The sequence below is a fragment of the Pantoea sp. UBA5923 genome, assembly GCF_002431095.1.
GTDB lineage: Bacteria > Pseudomonadota > Gammaproteobacteria > Enterobacterales > Enterobacteriaceae > Pantoea > Pantoea piersonii.
Map to the genome: position 1 here is coordinate 1 of NZ_DJDN01000083.1, position 6,004 is coordinate 6,004.

A 6,004-nucleotide genomic window follows, 5' to 3' on the forward strand; every position below is an offset into this window, starting at 1 on the left:
TCGGCGACCCACTGGTCGCGCCAGGCGGCAGCGTCATCTTCTTCAGCCAGGCCAAAATCACCCTTGAGCAGTTTGCCCTGCGCGCGCATACGCTCCAGCGTTTCGCTGACGACCGCCGTGCCAAGGCCGAAATGACGCGCCAGCTGGCCGGTGGTAAAAGGGGTGTGAGTGCGGGCGTAGCGGCTGAGCAGATCGCGCAGCGGATCGGCGACCGGCTGTAAAAAAGCGGCGGGAATAGCCTGCGGCAGCGCGACGCCGAGCGCATCGCGCAGGCGCGCGGCATCCTCGATCGCCGCCCAGCGCCGCTCGCCGGCAATGGTCACCTCAACGGCGCGATGCGCTTCCGTCAGCTCAGCGACCGCGCGCGCTGGCGCATCGCCGTGAAATCGCGCCGCCAGCGCCTCTGCACTTAGTGGCCCCAGTTCACGCAGCAGATCGGCAACGCCCTCTTTATCAGTAACCTTGTAGCGCACAGCGAGGCGCTGCAGTTCTCTGCCCACGGCTGCCACCACCCCGGCATCGAGCAGTTCGCGCATATCGACCTGGCCAAGCAGTTCGCTCAGCAGGCCGCTGTCGAGCGCCAGCAGCGATGCGCGACGCTCAGCCAGCGGCGCATCGGTGGCGTAGATAAATTCCGCCACGTAACCAAAGAGCAAAGGCGCGGCGAAAGGCGACGGCACCTCGGTCGTGACCTCGGCAAACTGCACGCTGCCGTTCTGTATGCGCGTCATCAGCTGGTGCAGCGCAGGCAGATCGTAAACATCCTGCAGACACTCGCGCGCGGTCTCAATCAGCACAGGAAAGTCAGCATATTCGCGCGCCACCGCCAGCAGCTCTCCGGCGCGTAGCCGCTGCTGCCAGAGCGGCGAGCGCTTGCCGGGGTTACGGCGCGGAAGCAGCAGGGCGCGCGCCGCGCATTCGCGAAAGCGGGCAGCAAACAGCGCCGAGTGGCCGATAGCGTCAGCGACCGCGCACTGCAGGGCATCGGCATCGAACTGAAACAGCTCGGCGCCCGGCACGCGGCCTTCCATATCGGGAAAGCGCGCGACAATACCGTCATCGCTTGCCACGATAGCGGGATCCAGCCCCATCCGGTGGCGGATGCGGTCCGCCACCGCCAGCGCCCAGGGCGCATTCACCCGCTGGCCCCACGGCGAATGCAGGATCACGCGCCAGTCGCCGGTCTCATCGCGGCAGCGTTCAACCAGAAGCGTACGATCGGTCGGCAGCAGCCCTGTCGCCTCGCGCTGTTCCGCTATCAGCGCCTGAATATTATGCTGCGCGCTGGCATCAAGCCCTGTCGCCTGGCTCGCCGCGCCGGAACGCTGTTCCGCTTCCGTTTCGCGCAGGAAGCGGCCAATGCGTTCGCCCAACAGCGCCGATCGCCCCAGCCCGTCGCCACGCCAGAAGGGCAGTCGGGCCGAGCGGCCTGGCGCGGGCACCACCACCACCTGATCGTGGGTAATCTGCTGGATGCGCCAGGAGGTCGCGCCGAGCGTGATAATGTCGTTTACCCGTGATTCATACACCATCTCTTCATCCAGCTCGCCAACCCGGCGCGATCCCGCCTGCTCTTCGCCTTCCGGCAGCATCACGCTGAAAGCGCCGCGATCGGGAATGGTGCCGCCGCTGGTGACGGCGAGATGCTGCGCGCCAGGGCGCGGGCTTAACAGGTTCGTTTCGCGATCCCATATCAGGCGCGGGCGAAACTGGGCGAACGCATCGGAGGGATATTTGCCCGACAGCATATCCAGCGTGGCATCAAACAGGCTGCGCGGCAGGGTACGAAAGGGATCGGCGCGGCGTACGGTGGCGAACCACGCATCCGCAGGGAGGGTATCCATCGCCACGGCGGCGACCGTCTGCTGCGCCAGCACGTCAAGCGGATTGTGCGGCGGCGCGACAGGTTCCAGTTCGCCGTTCAGCATGCACTGCACAATAACGGCGGCGTCAACCAGGTCGCGCCGCGTGCGCGGAAAGACGATACCGCTTGAAACGCCGCCTACCTGATGGCTGGCGCGGCCGACGCGCTGCAGCGCGCTGGCGACCGAAGGCGGCGCGCCGATCTGGATCACCAGATCGACCGTTCCCATATCAATACCCAGCTCCAGACTTGAGGTGGCGACGACGCAGCGCAACTCGCCCGCTTTTAACGCATCTTCGATTTCCCGCCGCTGCTCTTTAGAGACCGAACCGTGATGGGAGCGGGCGAGGGTGACCGGCGCGCCGTCGCTGCGTTTCTCCGTACCGCCGCTGAAAGAACCCCAGGCATGAGCCGGTTCCTCAGCGGCTTCCTTCGCGCTGAGAGCTGCGGCGTAACGTTCGTTGAGCCTGGCGGTCAGCTTCTCCGCCAGGCCGCGCGAGTTGGCGAACACAATAGTAGTGCGCCGCGCCAGCACCAGCTCAAGGACGCGCTGTTCGATATGCGGCCAGAGCGATCCCGCCGCGCCGCCCGTTTCCGGCGCGCCGCTGGCGTCCGGGCGTCCCGGTATATCGGTCATATCCTCGACCGGAACGGCGATGCGCATCTCCAGCGCGCGCGAGGCGGGCGGATTGACGACGATGGTCTCCTGTACCCCGCCGAGGAACTGCGCGACGCGCTCGACCGGCTGCACCGTGGCGGAAAGGCCGATGCGCTGCGCCGGTTGCGGCAACAGCGCATCGAGGCGTTCCAGGCTGACCGCCAGCTGCGAGCCGCGCTTGCTGCCCGCTACCGCGTGCACCTCATCCAGTATCAGGGTGGTGACGCCGCGCAGCGCCTCGCGGGCGCGAGAGGTCAGCATCAGAAAAAGCGATTCCGGCGTCGTGATCAGGATATCGGGCGGCGTGCGCTGCAGCTTCGCCCGTTCACCGCTGGGGGTATCGCCTGAACGCATGCCGACCGTTAGCGCGATGGTTTTTTCGTCATGCTGGCAGCGCTGCTGGTAAACCCCCTCCAGCGGGAGCTGCAAATTGCGCTGTACGTCCGCAGCCAGGGCTTTAACCGGCGAGATATAGAGGATACGCGTGCGGGTGGCTTTATCCGGCGTCTCCTGCTGCTCACGTTCGCGAAACAGCGCGTCGATGGCGTGCAAAAATGCTGCCAGCGTTTTGCCCGATCCGGTCGGGGCAATCACTAAAGCATGTTTACCGCTGGCGATGGCGTCCCAGGCCGCCGACTGCACCGGCGTAGGCGCAGCGAAGGTAGACTGGAACCAGCGTTGGGTAGCGGGAGAAAAGCGTGCAAGCGCAGCAGCCTTGGCGGACATAAGAGATTGAAATCACCGTATTTGCAGGGAATGCCTAAGCGTAGACCTTTGCGCTAAGCGCTGCGCGGTAAAAAAAGGGATGCGCGGCGCAGAAACTCGCAGGTTTCGATCGCTTTCCATTCAGCGATGCCGTGGCGGGCCAGCTTCGTCGGCGCAACGCTGTCTGCCTGCTGATGCAAAAAGTTCTTACGCCCTGGGCATAAACTTACGCACTGTTTTCATGCTTATTTTCGCTCCGCCTTCCATACTCAGGTTTCAGCAACCTGAACGGAGAGAGAGGGTATGAGATTAGCAAGCGCCATTCTGCTGGCGGCACTGCCCGCAGCCAGTTTTGCAGCCGCGCCGATTTTTACGCTGCAGTCGCAGGATTTTACCGATAACGCTTTTTTAGCGAAAGCGTTCGCCGGCAACAATAAAAACAGCCCCGCCTGTACCGGCGATAACGTTTCCCCGGCGCTAAGCTGGTCGAACGCGCCGCAGGGAACAAAGAGCTTCGCGCTGCTGGTCACCGATCCTGTGGGCGGCAAAGGGCTTGGCGTCACCCATATGGTCGCCTATAACATTCCCGCCGCGACGACCGCTTTCGCCCAGGGCGATTTAACGAAAGGCAAAGGCTATACCGGCGGCAAAAACTCTCCCGGCACCACCGCCTGGTATGGGCCGTGTCCGCCGGTCGGCAGCGGAATACATCACTACAACTTCGTCATGATCGCCACCGATCTGCCGCCTGAACAGCTTAAAGCGGGGTTAACGCATGATGAGCTGCTGAAGCAGCTTAAAGGCCATGCGCTGGGCGCCGCCTCGCTGATAGGGCGGTTCAGCAACGATCCGCAGCAGTAAAGCAAAAAGGCGCAGGCCTGACACGGCCTACGCAACGGTCATTGCAGCGCAGACGATAAAAGCAGGCTCAATAAAACCCATTAACAGCAGGTCCCGCTCGATGAAAAGCGGAACCGGGTGGGGTAGGGTAAAAATGACGCAGGCGATATAAGGAAGCCGTTATTGTCGGCCAAAGAGCATACGAAAAAGCCGGTAATAGATCCGTTCTTCTTCTTTATTTTGCGCCTGTTCAAGCCGCTTCAGTAATTTGCAGCAGATCGATTTGCGGCTGACCGCTTTTTCAGCGCGTATTAATTCACACACGATCATTCCGATGGTGAGGTAGCGGATCGCGGCTTCATCGCTGAGCGCTTTCTCTTTCAGGGTGCAGAGGAGCATTTCGCTACTTTTATCTGACATTGGACCTCCCGGGACATAATGGCAATAAATAGCGTTGCTGCATAAAATTTCCGCTTACGATCCGGCGATAAAGGAGAGAGCCAGATAAAGCTGGCGGTACAGTATATAAAAGCACGTATGGAAATTGACGGTTGCTGTTCCAGCTTCCCTGGATAAGGGGTCAGGGCCGATTATCACTCGTACCGCCTGTTTCAGCTTGTTCACGCTTTTTCTGACCAGCACTCACCTGAGCACATTTACGTTTCTTTTTCCGCACCTTCAGCACCACTACCCGAAACGCCGCGTGATCCCGTTCAGAGAGAGAAATCTTCAGAGACGACTGAACTATGAAATCAGAACGGCAATATATCAATAATAAATTTCATCACCTGCTTTTAATTCCTGTTGCGAATTAAGCGTAAACAAGAAAGCTGCTCGCCTAATATATTCATATTAAATAGATAAAACATATTTTTTATACAATTTTCAACCCTTTGTACTGATTTGCCAAAAGTGCTGATTCGTGAAAGAAGTCACATTATATTCCCCAGCATATCCAGCGGCTTACGCTTAAGACCCTGTCTCGTTCTGCTGAGACGTCTGAATAAATGCGCCAGTAAAAAGCTCCCTTCTTTAAGGCGGGTGATAGTGGGTAGCGAAGCGCAACAGGCGGTTTTAGGCGTCTATACTTATCGTTAACCGAAGCGTGAAAGAGAGACGAGAAAATCAGAAATGAATGAAGAGATTGAGCGCCAGCTGTTTGAACGCTGGATCCGCAGTGATGAATTTTTTGAGGAACGCTGGCTGAGACGCGACAGTTTCAGAGGTTACCGTTACCATCTGGTGGAAAATCGCTGGAAGGCGTGGCTGGCCCGCAGCAAACTGAGTCTTTAGCACTTATCCTGCGCTTTTTAAGCCTGATTAATAGCCTGCGCTGATGCAAAAACTGTGCGTCCGGGCAGATTATTATCGCTTTTATCTGTTTTAGATGAGTTCTGCGCTTCTCAGTTAGTTCGCGTATTAAACAAACGCATTATAACGCAGCAAAATTCATCAGTTAAAACTGAATTAATTAACTCCTCACTAAGCAGATAAAATGCACCTGGTGACGTCGATTATTTTTGCAGCTTATCTAGGGCTAAATAAATTGTGGCGGCGGTGTATCGGCATCTACTCGCTAAACTTTAGTTTATGATACTAATAAAATTCAATCATCCAGACAGGCTTACCGACTGGCTGGCGTGGCTCGGTATGTGTAGACTTAACCTATTGTATTATTGGATTATTTTTGCGTTTGCCTTAATGCTAACCTCCAGTAAATATCGTCTGTACACTCGGTGGTAAATCACCGTTAGCAACCTATAATCCTTTTCTGTTGAATATTAGTTGCGGTGCGTTTGGTAAAAAACGCGCATCCAACTATTTGCCTTAAAGCCCAACTATTTATTGAAAAATTGGCCCGGCTTAATTTTTACATTTATTGCCCATTGTCATCAGACAGACTAACCAGGAAGGAAAGTGATGAAGAACCTGCTCGA

4 protein-coding genes are annotated in these 6,004 nt (G+C 57.8%); 2 read left to right on the forward strand and 2 right to left on the reverse strand.

Annotation, left to right across the window (positions count from 1 at the left end; genetic code table 11):
- Nucleotides 1-3,248: ATP-dependent helicase (locus B3797_RS19310; RefSeq protein ID WP_311791920.1), on the reverse strand; the 3,248-nt coding region annotated here is incomplete at its 3' end.
- 282 nt (nucleotides 3,249-3,530) lie between these two features.
- On the opposite strand from B3797_RS19310, the gene B3797_RS19315 reads away from it, so the two are divergent.
- The gene (locus B3797_RS19315; protein ID WP_311783396.1) at nucleotides 3,531-4,088 is read left to right on the forward strand and encodes a YbhB/YbcL family Raf kinase inhibitor-like protein; all 558 of its coding nucleotides are present in this window, start codon (nucleotides 3,531-3,533) and stop codon (nucleotides 4,086-4,088) included.
- Nucleotides 4,089-4,247: 159 nt separating this feature from the next.
- On the opposite strand, the gene B3797_RS19320 is transcribed toward B3797_RS19315, so the two are convergent.
- Nucleotides 4,248-4,487 (reverse strand): biofilm development regulator YmgB/AriR family protein, encoded by a 240-nt coding sequence (locus B3797_RS19320; protein WP_311791921.1) that lies wholly within the window; start codon nucleotides 4,485-4,487, stop codon nucleotides 4,248-4,250.
- A 711-nt stretch (nucleotides 4,488-5,198) separates the two neighbouring features.
- Between B3797_RS19320 and B3797_RS19325 the strand changes: the two genes are divergently transcribed.
- Nucleotides 5,199-5,360, forward strand: a complete 162-nt coding sequence (locus B3797_RS19325; RefSeq protein WP_311783394.1) for a hypothetical protein — start codon at nucleotides 5,199-5,201, stop codon at nucleotides 5,358-5,360.
- Nucleotides 5,361-6,004 lie beyond the last annotated feature (644 nt).

Coding starts and splice junctions, on each gene's coding strand:
- B3797_RS19315 (WP_311783396.1), top strand. CDS start 3,531: ATGAGATTAGCAAGCGCCATTCTGCTGGCGGCACTGCCCGCAGCCAGT.
- B3797_RS19320 (WP_311791921.1), bottom strand. CDS start 4,487: ATGTCAGATAAAAGTAGCGAAATGCTCCTCTGCACCCTGAAAGAGAAA.
- B3797_RS19325 (WP_311783394.1), top strand. CDS start 5,199: ATGAATGAAGAGATTGAGCGCCAGCTGTTTGAACGCTGGATCCGCAGT.